This window comes from Streptomyces sp. SudanB5_2050 (assembly GCF_964272335.1).
In the GTDB taxonomy this organism is placed as follows: domain Bacteria; phylum Actinomycetota; class Actinomycetes; order Streptomycetales; family Streptomycetaceae; genus Streptomyces; species Streptomyces rochei.
In genome coordinates this window covers 7,669,699-7,685,833 of record NZ_OZ186760.1, presented here as the reverse complement: position 1 = coordinate 7,685,833, position 16,135 = coordinate 7,669,699, and the positions used below count along the sequence as shown (strand labels likewise).

14 protein-coding genes and 1 pseudogene are annotated in these 16,135 nt (G+C 72.8%); 4 read left to right on the top strand and 11 right to left on the bottom strand.

What is annotated here, in order from left to right; all coding sequences use genetic code 11:
• Positions 1-199: 199 nt before the first annotated feature.
• A complete protein-coding gene (locus ACFZP7_RS33640; protein ID WP_385637977.1) occupies positions 200-1,309 on the top strand; it encodes an urea transporter in 1,110 nt (369 codons plus the stop codon).
• A gap of 212 nt (positions 1,310-1,521) precedes the next feature.
• On the opposite strand, the gene ACFZP7_RS33635 is transcribed toward ACFZP7_RS33640, so the two are convergent.
• Positions 1,522-2,145: a hypothetical protein gene (locus ACFZP7_RS33635; protein WP_385637975.1), complete on the bottom strand. Its 624-nt coding sequence runs from the start codon at positions 2,143-2,145 to the stop codon at positions 1,522-1,524.
• A 174-nt stretch (positions 2,146-2,319) separates the two neighbouring features.
• On the opposite strand from ACFZP7_RS33635, the gene ACFZP7_RS33630 reads away from it, so the two are divergent.
• Positions 2,320-3,822: a helix-turn-helix domain-containing protein gene (locus tag ACFZP7_RS33630; protein ID WP_385637972.1), complete on the top strand. Its 1,503-nt coding sequence runs from the start codon at positions 2,320-2,322 to the stop codon at positions 3,820-3,822.
• A 105-nt stretch (positions 3,823-3,927) separates the two neighbouring features.
• Here ACFZP7_RS33630 and ACFZP7_RS33625 read toward each other — a convergent pair whose 3' ends face one another.
• Positions 3,928-4,479: a hypothetical protein gene (locus tag ACFZP7_RS33625; RefSeq protein ID WP_385637969.1), complete on the bottom strand. Its 552-nt coding sequence runs from the start codon at positions 4,477-4,479 to the stop codon at positions 3,928-3,930.
• Positions 4,476-5,228: an alpha/beta fold hydrolase gene (locus ACFZP7_RS33620; protein ID WP_385637967.1), complete on the bottom strand. Its 753-nt coding sequence runs from the start codon at positions 5,226-5,228 to the stop codon at positions 4,476-4,478. Before ACFZP7_RS33620 ends, ACFZP7_RS33625 begins: the two co-directional genes overlap by 4 nt.
• Before the next feature lie 171 nt (positions 5,229-5,399).
• Here ACFZP7_RS33620 and ACFZP7_RS33615 point away from each other — a divergent pair, with 171 nt between their 5' ends.
• Positions 5,400-5,624 (top strand): hypothetical protein, encoded by a 225-nt coding sequence (locus ACFZP7_RS33615; protein ID WP_385637964.1) that lies wholly within the window; start codon positions 5,400-5,402, stop codon positions 5,622-5,624.
• Positions 5,625-5,668: 44 nt separating this feature from the next.
• Here the strand turns inward: ACFZP7_RS33615 and ACFZP7_RS33610 are convergent, their stop codons facing one another.
• The 8 genes and pseudogenes from ACFZP7_RS33610 to ACFZP7_RS33575 form a co-directional block, all read right to left on the bottom strand.
• Positions 5,669-6,823, bottom strand: coding sequence for an NAD(P)/FAD-dependent oxidoreductase (locus ACFZP7_RS33610; protein WP_385637961.1), 1,155 nt, complete (start codon positions 6,821-6,823; stop codon positions 5,669-5,671).
• A 95-nt stretch (positions 6,824-6,918) separates the two neighbouring features.
• Positions 6,919-7,128 (bottom strand): annotated as a pseudogene (locus tag ACFZP7_RS33605) (DUF2975 domain-containing protein); the annotation flags it as partial.
• 94 nt (positions 7,129-7,222) lie between these two features.
• Positions 7,223-9,055 carry an ABC transporter ATP-binding protein gene (locus tag ACFZP7_RS33600; RefSeq protein ID WP_385637959.1) on the bottom strand — a complete coding sequence of 611 codons (1,833 nt, stop codon included), beginning with the start codon at positions 9,053-9,055 and terminating at the stop codon, positions 7,223-7,225.
• The gene (locus tag ACFZP7_RS33595) at positions 9,052-10,791 is read right to left on the bottom strand and encodes an ABC transporter ATP-binding protein/permease (protein WP_385637956.1); all 1,740 of its coding nucleotides are present in this window, start codon (positions 10,789-10,791) and stop codon (positions 9,052-9,054) included. Before ACFZP7_RS33595 ends, ACFZP7_RS33600 begins: the two co-directional genes overlap by 4 nt.
• Before the next feature lie 277 nt (positions 10,792-11,068).
• Positions 11,069-11,890 (bottom strand): ABC transporter ATP-binding protein, encoded by an 822-nt coding sequence (locus ACFZP7_RS33590; protein ID WP_355516698.1) that lies wholly within the window; start codon positions 11,888-11,890, stop codon positions 11,069-11,071.
• A 20-nt stretch (positions 11,891-11,910) separates the two neighbouring features.
• Positions 11,911-12,918: a FecCD family ABC transporter permease gene (locus ACFZP7_RS33585; RefSeq protein ID WP_385637953.1), complete on the bottom strand. Its 1,008-nt coding sequence runs from the start codon at positions 12,916-12,918 to the stop codon at positions 11,911-11,913.
• Positions 12,915-14,054 carry a FecCD family ABC transporter permease gene (locus ACFZP7_RS33580; protein WP_385637950.1) on the bottom strand — a complete coding sequence of 380 codons (1,140 nt, stop codon included), beginning with the start codon at positions 14,052-14,054 and terminating at the stop codon, positions 12,915-12,917. Before ACFZP7_RS33580 ends, ACFZP7_RS33585 begins: the two co-directional genes overlap by 4 nt.
• 119 nt (positions 14,055-14,173) lie before the next feature.
• Complete coding sequence (locus ACFZP7_RS33575; protein ID WP_220670033.1) at positions 14,174-15,151, bottom strand: ABC transporter substrate-binding protein; 978 nt, start codon at positions 15,149-15,151, stop codon at positions 14,174-14,176.
• 454 nt (positions 15,152-15,605) lie between these two features.
• Here ACFZP7_RS33575 and ACFZP7_RS33570 point away from each other — a divergent pair, with 454 nt between their 5' ends.
• Positions 15,606-15,947, top strand: a complete 342-nt coding sequence (locus tag ACFZP7_RS33570; RefSeq protein WP_385637947.1) for an alpha-amylase — start codon at positions 15,606-15,608, stop codon at positions 15,945-15,947.
• Positions 15,948-16,135: the final 188 nt, after the last annotated feature.

The window sequence follows — 16,135 nt, the reverse complement described above, 5'->3', positions numbered from 1 at the left end:
CCTCCCATGCTCGGCCACGACACTGCTCCAGGCGCAGCGCGGGTCGTACGGGCACCACGAGGGACGCCCAGGCGGACGGGGATCTTCCAGGCCGGGCCGAGCCGGGCGTACCCCCGCTCCCCGAGCTGTCTTCAAGGCGTTCACCGTATATCGTATTGCGGAAACTTCATTTCATTGTGCAGAATATCGGGGGTGGGGCGTGCGATGGTCGGCACGAGCCCGGTGGTGGGAGCGTTCAGCACACGAGTCGGGCTTCTGCACTCAACTACTGCGCGGCTTGGGCCAAGTGGCCTTCCAGGCGAGCGCACGGACGGGGGCCGCCTTCGCCGCGGCCCTGTGTGTGGCCGACTGGCGGCTCGCCGCGTACGCGGTGGGGGGCGCGGCCCTGGGCACCTGGACCGCCCGCGCGCTCGGCGGGCCACGCGACCGGCGCGAGGCCGGTCTCGAGGGTTTCAACTCCGCGTTGCTCGCCCTCTGCTTCGCCGTCTTCCTCGGACGGGACCGGCCCACGACGGCACTGCTCGCCGCCGCCGGTTGCATCGTGGTCTCCATCGGCACGGCGGCTGCGGTGCGTCTGCTCAGCGTCTGGGAACTGCCGCCGCTGACCCTCCCGTACTGCCTTCTGGCGGTCGCGGTGACCGTGGCCGCGCCCGCGTTCCGGCGGATCTGGTCCTTCGGGAACAGCCTTGCCGCACTGCCCGGCTCGGCCTCCGGACGGACCACCCTGCATCTGGACGAGCTGGCGCTGGCGTTCCTCCACAACGTCTCCCAGCTCTTCTTCCTGGAACGGTGGCACGTGGGGGCACTGCTGCTGGTGGGCGTCTTCCTCGCCAGCCGGACGGCCGGACTGATCGCCTGCGCGGGCAGCCTGACGGGGATCGTGACCGCCTGGGCTCTCGGTGCGCCGGCCGAGCGGATCGTCAACGGCACCATGGGCTACAACGCGGTTCTGGTCGCGCTCGCCCTGTGCGGGGTGTTCCTGCCGGCGGCGCCGGTCACGCTGTTCTACGCCCTGCTCGGCGCCGCGACCGCGACGGTCCTGACCCCCGCCGTCGCCGCGCTGCTCTCGCCGTCCGGCGGGCACGCCTTCACCTGGCCGTTCGTGCTGACGACGCTCGGCTTCCTCGCCGCCGCCCGCTCCTTTCCGCGGCTGTCCGCAACAGATCGCGAGCGGGCCGCCGGTCCGCCCCTGGGTGCCCGTGGTCGTGACGGTAGTCGTCCGTGTCTCAGGTCCGTGCCGGCCGGTCGTCGGCCGGTCGGACACGTGAGCGGCGCGCGGAGGATGCGGAGTCGTTCACGTGCACGGTGATGTCGGTTCGGCTTGGATGACGGAGGAGCGACGGCGCGGTCCTGAACTCCCCAGCCCGTCTCAGGCCGCAGCGACGATGCACCCCCTCCCCGGAGCAGGGTCCGTCTGACCCCACTCTCGGTCTCTGGTCCCGGACGTTGAGGGCACGGGGTCGTCCTCCGCTCCCCTGCGGCGGAGGTCGCCCCCGTGCCCTTCCGAGGGCGTCCGCCCGGTCAGTACAGCTTCTCGACGGCCGTCCTCGTGGTCTTCTTGAACGCTGCCACGGGCGCGCCCTCGAAGCCGCCCATCTGGCCCCACTTCACGACGGTGACGGTCCTGCCGTCCCGCCCGACCGACAACAGGGCGATGTCCGTGGCGCCCCAGGACGTCTCGGTGTGCAGGCCGCGGACGTGCGCGCCTTCCTCCACCCGCACCTTGCCGTAGTCCCGGCCTTCGGCCTCTACGTCGGGCGATGCTTCCTCGATGCGGTCGGCGCAGGTGCGGACCAGGTCGTCGTAGTGCTTCGCCAGGGCCTTGGCCTGGGCGGCCGTTCCCGTCACGACGGTCAACTGCACGGCGCCGGTGTCCAGGTCGGTCCGGAACTCACGGTGCCGGTAGCTGTAGGCGGGTACGCCCTCCGTGCTCACGCAGAGGCCGAGCGTTTCGGGGAAGCCGTCGGTGACCGGTCCGGCGGTCCAGGACGACGTCGGGTGCGGCGGCAGCTCGGACGCCGACAGGAACTTCGGCGCGGGCGCCTTCGGTGTGGCGCCGGCTGCCGGTGCCGTGAGAACCGCGCCCGTCGCGAAGGCTGCGGCGGTGAGTGCGGCGAGGACGCCTGTGGGGACGCGCTGGGACATGGGATTCCCCCTGGATGAGTGTGTGGAAGGTGACGCACCCGGCGGGGCCGGCGGGTCGGTCCGGGCCTGGACGGTGCGGCACCAAGAGCATCAACGGGAGCGGCCGCCCGGCGCAACGGCAGACGGCCGATCGGCAACGGTGGAACCATCCCAGCCCCTCTGACGTGCAGGTACATGGGGTGCCTGGGATACCGTCCCGGGGCCGGGCGGGTCGTGCGAGGACGGACGGGGGCACTTGTGCCTGCACAGAACGACGGCGACGGCACCGACGAGGTGGCCGAGTTCGCGGAGCAGTTGCGGTCGCTGAAGGAGCGCACGGACCGGAGCTACGGCTCCCTGGCGCGCCGGCTGGGCATGAATACCTCGACGCTGCACCGCTACTGCGCGGGTGACACGGTGCCGCTCGATTTCGCAGCCGTGGAACGCTTCGCGGCTCTCTGCGGCGCGACGTCGGAGCAACGCCTGCAGCTCCACCGCCGGTGGCTCCTGGCGGTGGCAGCCCGACAACGCCCTCGCACGCGAGGGTCGACGCAGGCCACGCCCGGCATCGACACGGCGGGACCGGCCGACGACACGGCGGCCACACCGGACAAGGCGGTAAGGGACGTCCCTCGACCGGCCACCACCCCGAAGGCTCACTGCGGCACGGTCCCCTCACATACGGATCCCAAGGCCACCGGCGCCCCTGTCTCCGGAACGGCCCCTGCGGACGAAACTCCCGACACGCCAGTACCCCCCTCTCCGCCCTGCCCCCGGTACCGCCGGAGACGTCTCGCGGCCGGACTCGCCTCTGTCTGTGCCGTGGCCGCGACGCTCGGGGCCCTGGCCGCACAGCCGGACGAACGGCGTGTGACCGCCGACCGTCCCGCCCGGGACACCAGTTCGGCGGCGACCGGTACGGCGGAGGCCGGGGCACCGGAGCGACGTGCCGCCTCCCCCAGCCCGCACACCCCTCCCACATCCGAACGACCGTCGGCCTCCGCCACCCCGAGGACGACTTCGGACGTCTCTCACCCGCCCGGCGGGACATCCGCCCCGACCCGCGACGAACGGCCCGCCGTGCCACCGCTCACCTGGACCGTCGACTCCCATGCCTGGGAACTCGGTTGTGGTCACGACTACGTCATCGTCAAGCCGCCGAGCCAGGTCCCCCCTCCCCCTGCCCCGCAGGACGCGGCGCCTTGGGCGGCGACGCAGAGCGCGGTGCACGGTGGCAAGACGCTCGTGAGGCTGTCGACGCAGGGGCTCTCCGACACGGCCGTCGTACTGGAGGCGCTGCGCGTGCGCGTGGTCGGCCGCACAGCACCGGCCGAGGGCAACGCCTACGCCATGGACCAGGGCTGCGGCGGCTCGATCACTCCCCGCCACTTCGCCGTGGACCTGGACAAGGACCGCCCCATCGCCCGCGCGGTCGCCGGAAACGACGCCGGGTCACCGATCCCCGCCGTACGCATGCCGTACCGCGTCTCGGCGAAGGACCCCGAGGTTCTGCTGGTCGCGGCGGAGACCGGTTCGTGCGACTGCCGCTGGTACCTGGAGCTCGACTGGTCCTCCCAGGGGCGCCAGGGCACCGTGCGCATCGACGACGACGGCCGTCCGTTCCGCACCAGCGCCATCGAGGGCCTGCCCCGGTACACGTACAACACCCTGGGGCGCCGGTGGGAGCCCTATGGCTGAGGACCGGACGCAGGCCAGGAGGAGGGCAGGCCGACTCGGACAGGGGTACGCCTGGTTACCACGGCATGCGCGCATTCGAGGGCGTCGACCCGGCGGGCGCGCCTCTCACTCGTCGGTCGAGCCGTCGCCCCCGTGCCGATTCCCGTCCTTGGCCGCCGTACGCCGACCGTGTGTCACCGCGAGCACACTTCCCACGACGGCGATCAACGCGATGGCCAGCGCGATACTGATCCAGCCCTCGGTGTCCCAGTACACGTCCTCCAGGCTGATCAGCAGCGCCGCCTCGTCGACGACCAGGGCTGTGCCCACACCGTAGGCGAGCCCCATCCAGGCACGCGCGCGTGCCGAACGGTTCACGAGGCCCGCCGCCCCGACCACCGCGAGCAGGACGATGCCCCACACGTAGTGGTGGATGTGTACGCCGCCGGCCTGGACGTCTCCCACGCCCGCCACGTCGATGTGGATCAGCCAGGTGAGCAGGCGCATGCCGCCGAAGGTGAGGGCGAATCCCCACCAAGCCAGGACGAACCCTCGGCGCTGGGAGGAGATGCCGGGCAGCAGACGCAGCCACGGCGACCTGTGGGTGGTGCGGGCGGACGGCGGACGACGTCGGGTGCGCGGGGACGGGGAACGGTCGGACGGAGCCGGTGGTGTCATGGCGTTTCCCCTGCCGCGAATCGCTCGATCAACTCGGCCACGGCGTCCGGCGTGCTGTAGTGGGCCGCGTGCGCGGCGCCCGCCATGTCGGCCGCGCGCCCGTCAGCGACCAGACGTGCCACACGCCGGACCCATGCCTCGGAGGCGATGGTGTCACCAGTCCCGCGTACGACGAGGGTCGGCACGGTGACCCTGGCCAGATGGCCCTCGAACGCCACGGTGGCGTCCCGCAGCGCGTGGCGCAGGGACGCGACGAAGCGCAGGGGGCCGGTGAGCAGGTAGTCCGCCGCGGCCACCCGGATCAGGGCGAGCGGTTCTCGCGAAGCGTCCTTGAGCAGTCGGCCGCCCTGACGCCAGGCGGATACTCTCGGCGTGAGTGCCGGGCCGAGCAGTACCAACCGGTCGACCAGACTCGGGTGGTGGCTCGCGAGGGCCGCGGCGACCTGGCAGCCCACCGAGTTGGCCACCAGCAGACTCGGCCCCGGGACGAGCCGCCGGTGCCAGCGGGCGAGCGCGTCGGCGGTCTGCTCCACGTCCGGCATCCGGCGTACGGTGTGCCGTGACCGCGCGTTGCCCGGGAGGTCCGGCACCAGCACGGTGACACCCGTGCGAGCCAGCCGCCGCGCCAGCGGCACGAAGTAGCGGCCCGAGAGTCCGAGGCCGTGCACCAGCACGACCGTCGGCGTACCCGCGTCCGGCTCAGGGCCGAAGGTACGGGTGAAGCAACCGGCGTGAACGCGCTCTTCCATCCGTCCACTATCGCCTCTGCGAGGACTCGTACGCGGCAGCCGCGGCCCGAGTGCCGGACCATCACGTCCTGGTTCCGCTGGACAGCGTCGCGGACATCAGCAAGCAGCCCACGCCCAAGGGCATCGTCGTCCGTCTCGAACCCGACCGTCCTTCCGATCGACGACCACCGCGTGAGCGCCCTGCTCGGTGAACCGCTCGGACCGACCGCGCGCCTCTTCGGTGAGGACCTGATCATCCGTGCCCAGATCGAGAGACATATGGCCGGGCGTCCGGGCAGCTCCGACGGGCCACTGGGCGTCGCGCCTGCCTGCCACCGCACCGGACGCCGACTGGTGCGGTGGGCGATGCTCGACAGGCACCTGCGGCCGGCCTCTGCCCAACGGGCGACGCTGTGAGGACTGCCCTGGCCCGTGCGCGAGGTGAGCGATCGACCTCGCGATCAACGGGCGGGAGTCGGGAAGGACTTGTCGCCGAAGAGGACCCGGCTCGCCGCGGCCCGGCCGACCGGCGTACGGAGCAGTGTGAAGGCCGCTTGGGCCATGGTCGGTGTGCGCACCTGGGCCAGTCCCCTGCGCAGGGTCAGCCGGCCTCGGAATGCGGCGCGCAGTGCGGCTCCGTCGTAGGAGGACAGCGCGTTCGGCCGCCCGGTGCGGAGCGCGTGGTCCAGGATTTCGGCCGCGAACTCGGACAGCCGCAGGCACGGATCCAGGCCGCCGGCGGTGAGGGGGGAGACCGCGCCGGCCGCGTCCCCCACCAGAAGGCCGTCAGGGCAGCCGATCCGACGCAGGACGCCTCCGACGGGAATCGGGCCGCCGCGCCGTTCCACCGCTTCCGGACGGTTCACGGCGGTCATACCGGGCGCTGACGCGCTGAACCGCTGCAGTGTTCGGCGGAGTCCGCCCGGGAAGCGGTCCGCATAGCCGGCGACACCCACATGCGCGTGCTGCCCGTCGTTGACCACCCAAGCCAGGTAGCCGGGAGCGAGCGAGGGGTCGAGCACGCAGTGGAAGGTCGGCGGCTCGTCGTGTCCGGCAAGCTCGAAGACCTCCTCGGCTCCGACCAGCAGGTGCCGGTTGCGGTCAAGGGCGAGGTCGCGGGCGACGCTGGAGCGAGCGCCGTCGGCACCGACGACGAACCGCGCCCGGACTGCCGTCGGCCCGTCGCGACCGAGCAGATGGAACGTGTCGCCCTGGCGCCCGGCATAGCGCGCGCCCAGGACGATCCGCACGCCGGCGGCCGTCGCAGTGGCCGCCGTTGCCGTGTAGAGAGGCCCCATGTCTCCTACGCGGTACTCGTCGCGGCCGCTGACCAGGGTGACCGGGCGGCGCAGGTCGGGCGGGTAGAGCACGACCCGTCGGATCGGTGGGCCGAGGTGCTCGGGAGGCAGGGGGAAGTCGTCGAGCGTCTTCCGCACGAAGATGCCCGTGGTGCGGACCGCGGCGGCGAGGCTGTTTCGACGGTCGATCAGGAGGACGTCGTGGCCCCGTCGTGCGAGGAACGTGGCGGTGTGGAGGCCGGCCAGCCCGGCGCCGACGACGAGGACGTCGGTACGGGCCGTGGACCCGAGGCGGTCGGTATCGGTCGGTTTCGTCACCGGTGCCGCCCTACGGTCGTGGCCTCGCCCGGCAGGCTTTCGGCCTCCCCCCGCAGCAGGTCTCCGGGCCGGCAGTCCAGTACCTCGCAGAGCGTGGCCACCAGCCGCCATACGCAGACCAGGACGGCCTGGGCCGCGCCGATGCCCAGGACCACGATCAGCAGGAGCGGCAGGCGCCCGTCCGCGAGCACACCGCCCTCCATGTCGTCGGCCGGCAGCGCGACCATCACGGTCTGTACGAACAGCGAACCGGCGAGCACTACCACGAGCACGGTACGCAGTGCCGGCACGGTGGTCTTTCCCATCAGCGCCCCTTCAATCGAAATACGATGGGAATCTATCGATATTCGATACGTGAGGCAAGACGGGGGCCTCGTCCGGGCCGGAACCGGTGGTGGGTCAGACCGACGGAGTGAGGGCGAGGATGTGGTTCAGGGCGCTGTCGGGGCGGCTCGTGAGTTCCTCCCAGGTTCCCTCTTCCGTGATGCGGCCCCTCTCGAGTACGGCGATGCGGTCGGCCCGGCGGATGGTGGCCGGCCGGTGTGCGATGACGATCGTGGTACGGCCCTCCTCGCGCAGTGCGGCGGCGAGTTGGGCGTCGCCGGTGTTGTCGAGGTGGGCGGTGGACTCGTCGAGGATGAGGACTCTCGGGCGGACCAGCAGTGCTCGGGCGAGGGCGACGCGGGCCCGTTGGCCGCCCGAGAGCGTCGTACCGCGCTCGCCGACGAGGGTGTCCATCGGGGCGATCCGGTCGATGCCGCACAGGCGGGCGGCGTCGGCGAGCAGGTCGTCGTCCGCCTCGGGCGCGGCGAGCCGCAGGTTCTCGGCGAGCGTGCCGTGGAAGAGGGGTGTCTCCTGTCCCACGAGTACGACCGCGGACCGCAGTTCCGCGTCGGTCACGTCCCGCACGTCCACGGGGTCGGCGTCGGCGTCGGCGGGCACCAGCTGGACCGCTCCCTCGGACGGGTCCCAGAACCTGGCCAGCAGGTGGGCGCAGGTCGACTTGCCGGCGCCCGAGGCGCCCACGAGCGCGAGCGTCTGTCCCGGGGGGACGGCCAGCTCGACGCCGTCCAGGACGGGCCCGCCGCCGTAGTCGAACCTCACCCGGTGCAGCCGGACACCCAGCGGGCCGGGCGGCAGGGCGCGGGGCGCAGGGGGCGGCGGGGCGAGAGCGGGAGCCTGGACGGCCGCGTGGACGCGGGCGGCGGCGGCGCGCAGTGCCACGGCCTGGCTCAGGGACCGGGCCGACTCCGCGACCGGACCGAGGACGGACAGGGCCAGGGCCATCGCCGCCGGAGCCCATGCGCCGTCCAGGCGTCCCGTGGTCACGGAGTGCGCGGCCGCGGCGACCACGCCGAGGACCGCGGCCACGATGAGGAGGTCCCGGACCGCGCCGGCGACGGCCTCCCGGGTGGCCTCGGCCCGCTGGGCCTCCCCCACCTGTCGCCCCCGTTCGGCGAGCCGGCGGCGGCGCTCCGTCAGAGCGCCGAAGGCGATCAGCTCGCGCAGTCCGTCGACGGTCTCCACCGTGTCGGCCGACAGTCCCGCGATCGCGCTCCGGGTGCGGCTGCCGCGCACCGCGCGTCCGCGTGCGTCGGCGAAGGGCGCGGCGGCGAGCAGGGCCGCGACCGGCAGCACGACTGCCAGTAGCCATGGTTCCACGAGGGCGAGGACCACGGAGCCGCCCGTGAAGACAGTGCTAGCCGCCAGCAGTTGGGCGAGGGTGTGGGCGTAGAAGAACTCCAGGGCCTCCACGTCGGCCATGGCCGTGGCGGCGAGGTCTCCGCTGCGCCGGCCCGCGACGCGGGCCGGCGCGCTGCGGGCGAGTCCGTCGAAGACGCGGACGCGCAGGGCGGCCAGTACCCGGTAGGCGAGGTCGTGGGAGAGGTCCATCTCGCGCCAGGTCATCAGGACGCGTACGACGACCAGGGTGACGAGCGCGGTGGTGGCGGCGGAGGAGGGGGCGTGGCCTTCGATGACGGCCGTTCCCACGGTGTGCGCGGCCAGGGTCAGCAGCGCGACGAGGGAGCCCTGTTCGAGGAGGGCGGCGGCACAGGTGCGGACCGCCATGGCGCGGTGGCCGGCGAGAGCCGGGAGCAGGGCGCGCAGTGAGCCCCGCGCGGGCACGTCCGTGTCAGTCGTGGCGCCGTCGGTCGGGGCGGTGCCACTCGCGGCGGCGTCGGTCGCGGCGGTGTCGGTCGCGGCGGTGTCGGTGGGGGTGGCGGTGCTCATGCGGCGTGTTCTCCTCGGTGGGCGTGGCCCGCCTCGACGAGCCGTGTGTAGACGCCCCCGGCCCCGATCAGGTCGGCGTGCTCGCCGACGGCGTCCACCCGCCCCGCGTCGAGGACGACGATGCGGTCGGCGTGCCGGACGGCCGCGAGCCGGTGGGCGACCACCAGGACGGTGCGGCCCGTCACGGCGTTCAGGAGGTCCCGGACGATGTCCGCCTCGCGGCGTTCGTCGACCGCGCTGGTGGCCTCGTCGAGGACGAGGACCGGGGCGTCGGCGAGCAGGGCGCGGGCGAGGGCGAGGCGCTGGCGCTGTCCGCCGGAGAGAGTGGCGCCGCGTTCGCCGAGGACCGTGGCGTAACCGTCCGGGAGAGCGGTGATCTCGTCGTGGATCCCGGCGACCCGCGCCGCCCGGATCAGGTCGTCGTCGGTGGCGTCCGGCCGGGCCAGACGCAGGTTGTCGGCGATGGTGACGTGGAAGAGGTACGTCTCCTGCGAGACGACGGCGATGCCCCGGCGCAGCGCGTCGAGCGCGATGTGGGTCGTGGGACGCCCGTCGAGGGTGATCCGGCCCTCTTGCGGGTCGTGGTGGCGCAGGAGCAGGGCCAGCAGCGTGGATTTGCCCGCGCCGGACGGGCCGACGATCGCGGTGGTCCGGCCCGCCTGCGCGGTGAAGGTGACGCCGTGCAGGGCGGGTGCCGGCGCGCCGTCGTAGCTGAAGTGGACGTTGTGGAAGCTCAGTTCGGGCGGCGCCTGCCAACTCGCCGCGTCCGTACCGGTGTCGGGGACGGTCGGCTCGGCGGTGCGCAGGGCCGCGAGTCCGTCGGCGGCCGACGCTCCCAGGTATCCGGCGTGCCACTCGCGGGCCAGGTCACGCACCGGCCGGAAGCATTCGGAGGCCAGCAGCAGCACCAGGTAGGTGCCGGTGGCCGTGGTGGAGCCGGTGACGGCCGACCAGCAGGCGAGGAGCGCGGCGGCGGCGGTGCCGCCCTGGATGGCGAGGTCGGTGATGCCGGTGTCGACCAGGGACACGCGCAGTTTGGCGACGGTCGCCCGGTGCAGCGCCGCCGAGCGCTTCTCCAGGCGGACGCGGGTACGGCCGACCGCGCCGGCGGCGCGCAGGGCGGGCATGCCCTGCAGGGCCTCCAGGTAGTCGGCGCCCAGTGCTTCGTACGTGTCCCAGTGTTCCTTTCCGCGGTGGGCGAGGAGCCGGTCCCAGGCGCGCGGGCCGAACAGGGCGAGCAGCAGGGCGGGGGCGAGGGCGAGGAGGGCCACCGGTTCCACCGCGAGCAGGCCGGCGAGCAGCAGGGGAGGCACCGTGAGGGTGATCAGCAGTTGGGGCAGGTAGCGGGAGACGTACGCGTCGACGCCCTCGACGCCCTCGACGAGGGTGGTGCGGACGGCGCCGGCGCGCGCGGTGGTCAGGTGTGCGGGTCCCAGGCGGCCGAGGTGGCTGAGGAGTTCGTCCCGCAGCGCCACTCTGACCTCGGCCCCGGCGCGGGTGGCGGTGCGCCGCTGCCAGATGCCGAGCCCGGCGCGAGCGGCGACGACGGCGAGCACCGCGCCCAGCAGCCACGGCAGCCCGCCGGTGTCGCCGCGGGCCAGGCGGGCGAGTGCGAGGGCCAGGAGTACGGCCTGTGCCAAGTGGGTGAGGGTGACGGCGCCCTGCAGCAAGGTGGCGGTGAGCAGGGGGCGGCGTGCCCGACGGGCCGCGCGGCGCAGCTCGGGATGGACGATCATGTGGTGTTCTCCTCGTCGGCGCGACTGGCGGATGCCGAGGGCCAGTTCACGCATGCCTCAGTCCGGCACCGGTCCGTCCAGGTGCTCCACGCCCGCGCGGGGCACGTCGGGCAGGCCCTCCGCGCCCACCGGTGATCCGTTCTCGTCCTCAGGGGGTGGTGCGGGACACGGCGGTGATTCTCCGACGACGACGGGAGTGGGCCCGCCCGGAAGACGATGGCGGGCCGGGCCCACGGTCGTGGGAGCCGAGACCTCGCTTGCGCGCCGCGTCACCACCCTAATGACTCTGATTTTCATATTCCAGAGCGGGGAGAGGGTGATCCGGGTAACACACCGGCCAGCCCCCCTCCGGGTCTCTGCCGACCCGGCCGGACACCCTCAGCACGTCCGCCAGCAACCCCGGCGTGACCACCTCCTTCGGCGGCCCGTCGGCGAGCACGCGGCCGTCGCGCAGGGCGACGACGCGTTCCGCGAACCGGGCGGCGTGGGCCAGGTCGTGCAGCACCATCACCACGGTCAGACCTCGCTCCTCGCGCAGGCGGACCACCGTCTGCAGCACGTCGAGCTGGTGGTGCAGGTCCAGATAGGTGGTCGGCTCGTCGAGCAGCAGGACGCGGGTGTCCTGGGCGAGGGCCATCGCCAGCCGTACCCGCTGCCGCTCCCCTCCCGACAGCGCGTCGACGTCCCGGTCGGCCCACTGTTCCACGCCGACGTCACGCAACGCCCGGCGCACGACCGGATCGTCGGCCTCGCGCAGCATGCCCAGGGGGCCGCGTGCGGCGTACCGCCCCTGACGGACGAGGTGACGCACCGTCATGCCCGGTACGGCAGGTGCGGCCTGGTGCAGCAGCGCCACTCGCCGTGCCGTGTCCCGCCGCGAGAGCCGCGCGACGTCGTCCCCGCCGAGCAGCACACGCCCCTTGTCGGGGGTGAGCAGCCCGGCCGCCAGCCGCAGCAGGGTCGACTTTCCGCAGCCGTTCAGGCCGATGAGAGCGGTCAGTTCGCCCGGCCGGACCGTCATGTCGACGCCTCGCAGCACGGGACGTGCGGGGTAGCCGAAGTGGACCCCCTCGACGTGGATCCCCACGGACTCGGTCATGCTCTGTCCTCGATTCGACTTCAGAAGGTACGGCTCGGCGTGCGGCGCACGACGACGAGCAGCAGCGCCGCACCGAGGCAGGCGGTGAGCGCCCCGACCGGCAGAGTGAGGCGCCCGGCGTCCAACGTCACCGCCAGCAGCCGTGAGGACAGCTGCGCGGCCGCGTCCGCCCCGCACACCACGACCGCACCCAGCAGGGCGGCGCCCGGAAGGCTCACCCGCAGGTCCGCGCCGAAGACGGCCACGGCCAGGTGCGGGACGAGCAGCCCCACGAAGCCCAGCGCCCCGACGGCGGCCACCGCGCCCGCCGTCAACGCCACCGCGCACAGCAGGGCGAGGGTCCGGGCCCGCCGGGCGGCGAGGCCGGCTGCGAGGGCGATGTCGTCCCCGCAGCGCAGCAGGGTCAGTGGGCCGGCCAGCAGCCAGGCCACGGCTCCCCAGGCCAGTGCCCACGGCCACAGCAGGTGCCAGTGCTGCCACACCCGGCCCTCCGTGGTGCCCACCAGCCACTGGACGACGCTGCCGAGCCCGCCGGGCTCCACGAGGAGCACCATGGCGGTGAGCCCGCCGAGCACCGCCGACACGAGTACGCCGTGGACGGCGGTCTGCGCGGGGTCACCGCGGCCGCGACCGGCGAGCAGCCACAGCAGCGCCGCTCCACCGCATCCTCCCGCGCACGCGGCGAGGACCACGGCCAGGGGCGAGTCCCACCCGGCTAGTCCCAGGGCCGTCGCGGCGACGGCCCCGAGTACGGCTCCCGGCGTCACGCCCGTCACCTCGGGGCCGGCGAGGGGATTGCGCAGGGCGGACTGCAGGACCAGCCCGGCCACGGCCAGGCACGCCCCGGCACCGAGGGACACCAGCATTCTGGGCAGGCGCAAGTGGAAGAGGATGTGGCGCTCCGTCGCGTCCCCACCCCCGTTCAACACGTCCCAGGCGACGCCCGGGGACATGCCGCGCCCGGCCACCATCTCCACAGCGGCGCATACGAGGGCCAGTGCCGCGAGCGCCGTGAATCGCCGGGTCACCGTGCGTCCTCCGTTCCGGCTGTCCCCGAAGCGGGCGGGACGGCGCCGCTGGGACCGCCGCGCCCGGGTTCGCCTCCGCGCACCTCGGTGCAAGCCCCGGCGCGGGGGAATCCGTCCGCCGTACCTGAAGCCGTTCTTCTCGATCCGTACAGCGGCTCGCGCGCGTCGGTCGGCGCGGCCGGCCGACGCCGGGCCGCCCCGCCACGGTCACGGCCACGGCTACCCGACCGCATCAGCGCGACGCCGGCCAGCACACCCAGCAGGGCCGTCCAGGCACCGGCCGGCGTCTCCACGGGCGCCAGCGCCAGCCTGGCCGGGACATCGGCGACCACCACGACGACGGCACCCCAAGCGGCGGACCAGGGAAGCCAACGCACGGCCCCCGCGGTGGGGTTGAACCACCGAGCCAGGTGCGGGGCGAGGAACCCCACCCATGCGACGGGCCCGCACACGGCCGTCACCGGGGCGATCAGGACCACGGCAATGGCCAGCGCCGCCAGCCGTGCCCGCTGGGCGCGCACACCCAACGCCTCGGCGTCCTCGTCGCCCAGCCGCATCACCGACAGCACCGGGGCGCAGAGCACCAGGGCGGGCACGGCGACGAGCAGCCACGGCCACAGGCCCGTCACGTCGTCCCAGGTCCGGGCGGAGAGCGAGCCCAGCAGGTAGCGGTAGATCAGCTGGAGATCCAGCTGATCGGCCATGACCATCAGGACGAGCAGCGCGGCCTGCAACGCGGCGGCCACCGCGGCGCCGGTCAGCAGCACGGCGGAAGGACTGCGGCCCAGTCCGGCGGCGAGCAGCGTGAGCCCGCCGCCGAGCGCGGCCCCGCCGATGGCCAGCAGGGGCTGAACGGCGGCGGGCAGCGACAGGGTCAGCACCAGCGGCGCGGCCACCCCCAGCGCGGCCCCGGACGACACGCCCAGCATCTCCGGCACCGCCAAGGGATTGCGCAGAGCCTCCTGGAGCACCAGCCCGGCCGCGCCCAGACAGGCCCCGGCGATCAGCGCCAGCACCAGGCGGGGCACGCGGAGTTCGGTGACGACGATTCCGGCGAGGGTGGTGTCCCCGTCCAGCACGGAGGCGAGCAGCCGGTGCGGGGGGACGTAGGGGGTGCCGAGACTGAGTGCGCACACCGAGCAGGAGGCCAGGAGTACGACGACCAGGAGTGGTTGCCATCTGCGTGCGCCGCCCGAGGGCCGTGGTCCGTGCGCCGCGACGGGTTCCGCCGCGGCGGGCGCCGAGAGGGACGTCCTCACCGCAGCGCGGCCGTGGCCTCGTCGAGGACGATGCCCAGCGAGCGGGTGCCACGCCCCTTCGCCCACACCTCTGAGTTCACCTCGTGGACGTCGCCGTTCTTCACGGCCGGGATCTTGCTCCAGAGGGGGTTCTCGGCCAGCTTCTCCGACAGCTTGCCGTCCGCCTCGCCGAAGCTCATGGTCTCGACGAACAGCACGTCGACGCCCCGGGCGAGGATCTCCTCGAGGCTGTAACTGCCCTCCACACCGCGCGACTTCCACGGATAGTCCGCGATTTTGGGGAACAGGCTGGCGGCCACGTCGCCCTCCGGGGTGGCGACGCCGAAGTTCTCGTCGCTGCCGTAGATGACGAGAGCGGTCTTCTCGCTCGGGGTCTTCTCGGCCGCGGCGAGCTTGGTCCGGAAGGTCTTCTCGGCCTTCTCCCCCTCGGCGGTCCGGCCGGTGAGCGCGGCGACGTTGCGCAGATACCCCACGCTGTCTTCCCACGTCTCGGGCTGCATGGCCCAGAACGTGGTGGCGCCCTTGAGCGCCGGGGCGAGCTTGCCGTGGGTGTCGCCCAGTCCGATCACGAGATCGGGCTTGTGGGAGAGGATCGCTTCCACCTCCGGGGCGATGAAGCCGCCGGGGATGACGTCTACCTCCTTGGCCTTCTCCTCCCCCAGGAAGTCCGGGTGCGCCAGCAGCGCGTTGTTGGTGGCCGTCGGGACGATGCCGAGTTCGGTCAGGATGTCGTCGCAGAGTCCGAACAGGCAGACGATGCGCTCGGGTTCCTTCTTCAGCGAGATCTTGGTGCCGTTCGTGTCGGTCAACTCCGTCGCCGCCTTGATGGGTTCGACGGTGACCTCGGTCTTCGCCGCGGGCTTGGCCTTGTCACTCGCGGGTTCTTCGGAGGACGAGCCGCAGCCGACCAGGACGGAACCCACCACCGCTGCGGTGATCCATCTGCGGACGAATCTCGACCGTGAGCGCAGCATCGATGCCCTCGCTTCTCTCAAGTACCGGGAACGCGTAGAACATACATGATAATCGTTTTCACCAACTGCTTCTTGGGCGTCGTGGTCCGCTGCCCCGGGCTCTCGCCACTCCCCCACGGCGGGGATTTCCCCTTGCCCGACGCCACGGAAGTGACGGAACCGGAACGGGCTGTGTGGCCGCCGGAAGACGCCACCTGCCGCGAGCGCCGTCGAATCTCAGCCAGCGTGGCCCCGAGGCCCCGAACGCGGTCGAACGGGGCTCGGACGCCTGCCCCAGGGAGGGTGACACGTGACATCCGCCGCCGGTCGCCGGCCAGACAAGTGGTCATCGTGCAACAGTTTTCAAAGGCGAAAACCGCAATTTACTTGCGTGTTGGCGGTCGCTGCGCGCTGTCGTCTGAAATTGCTTGCAGGAAGTTGCGCAACCTTAGTCACCGCCCCAAAGATGCGGCGCATGACCAACCTCATGAAGCGCATGTCGCGTCCCGTCACCCTCGCCGCCTCGACGGCGGCGGGCCTCCTGATGCCCCTGGCCGTCACCGCTCCGTCCGCTGCCGCGGCCACCGGGGCCCCGGTTGCGGAGTGCGTGGAGTACTTCCAGAGCTGGCGTTACACAGACGTTCACAACGGGTGCGCCGATGCCGTCTCCGTCACGGTCGAGTACACGCACGGCCAGTGGGCCCCCTGCCGCGTGATCGAGCCCGGCGGCTGGGCGACCTTCGCCGGCTACGGAACGGACGGCAACTACGTCACCGGGCTGCGGACCTGCGACCCTGCCACGCCCAGCGGCGTCTGAGTCCGCGGGACTGGGCACTGTAGGGGCCGGAAGCTCACGCGAGGAGCGTGGGGCCCCGGCCGCGCCTGACCGACGGCTGCGGTCACATGGGAGTTTCATGGGAAGTCCGGGGCGTTCGACCGCTGCACTCGGCGTTTGGCCAGGTCAGAGGGTCGGGGCTCCGACGAGGCTTTCATGTTCGTCCAGAT